The sequence below is a fragment of the Vibrio sp. Vb1574 genome (assembly GCF_033338675.1).
The window spans coordinates 1-1,129 of record NZ_JAWOTC010000366.1; the positions used below are offsets into that span (position 1 = coordinate 1).

1 protein-coding gene is annotated in these 1,129 nt (G+C 45.3%); it reads left to right on the forward strand.

Features of this window, described 5'->3' with window-relative positions; all coding sequences use genetic code 11:
* Positions 1-1,129 (forward strand): AAA family ATPase (locus R7O12_RS26220; protein WP_318126988.1); only part of this gene is annotated, 1,129 nt, incomplete at both ends.

Here is a 1,129-nt window from a genome sequence, read left to right on the forward strand (position 1 = left end):
ATGAAAGCGATTCAGAAAGAGCTGGGTGAGATGGAAGACGCTCCTGATGAGTTTGAGACTCTGCAAAAGAAGATCGACGAATCAAAAATGCCGCAAGAAGCACGTGAAAAGACAGAGCAAGAGCTGCAAAAGCTTAAGATGATGTCTCCAATGTCCGCAGAGGCGACCGTGGTTCGTAGCTACATCGACTGGATGGTAAGCGTACCTTGGACTAAGCGTTCTAAAGTGAAGAAAAATCTCGCGAAAGCGGAAGAGATTTTGAACGAAGATCATTATGGTCTAGAGCGTGTGAAAGAGCGTATTCTGGAGTACTTGGCAGTTCAAAACCGCATTAACAAGCTAAAAGGTCCAATCCTTTGTCTTGTTGGTCCTCCAGGCGTGGGTAAAACATCGCTTGGCCGCTCAATTGCATCTGCTACTGGTCGTAAATACGTACGTATGGCCCTAGGTGGCGTGCGTGATGAAGCAGAGATTCGAGGCCACCGTCGTACTTACATTGGTTCATTGCCAGGTAAGCTGATTCAGAAAATGTCGAAAGTTGGTGTGAAAAACCCTCTCTTCCTTCTGGATGAAATCGACAAAATGTCTTCAGACATGCGTGGTGACCCGGCTTCAGCGTTGCTTGAAGTATTAGACCCTGAACAAAACAACTCATTCAACGACCACTACCTAGAAGTGGATTACGACTTGTCTGATGTGATGTTTGTTGCAACGTCTAACTCGATGAATATTCCTGGTCCGTTACTTGATCGTATGGAAGTGATTCGTCTATCCGGTTACACCGAAGATGAAAAACTAAACATTGCGAAGCGTCACCTTGTTGAAAAACAAGTGCAACGTAATGGCTTGAAACCAAACGAGATAGTCATCGAAGATTCAGCAATCATCGGTATTATCCGTTACTACACTCGTGAAGCGGGTGTGCGTGGTCTTGAGCGTGAGATTTCTAAGATCTGCCGCAAAGCAGTGAAGAACATCCTGCTAGATAAAGACATCAAATCAGTGACGGTAACGATGGACAACCTAAAAGAGTACTTAGGTGTTCAACGTTTCGATTACGGGAAAGCTGATGAAAGCAACCGAATTGGTCAAGTTACTGGTCTAGCTTGGACTGAAGTGGGTGGCGATC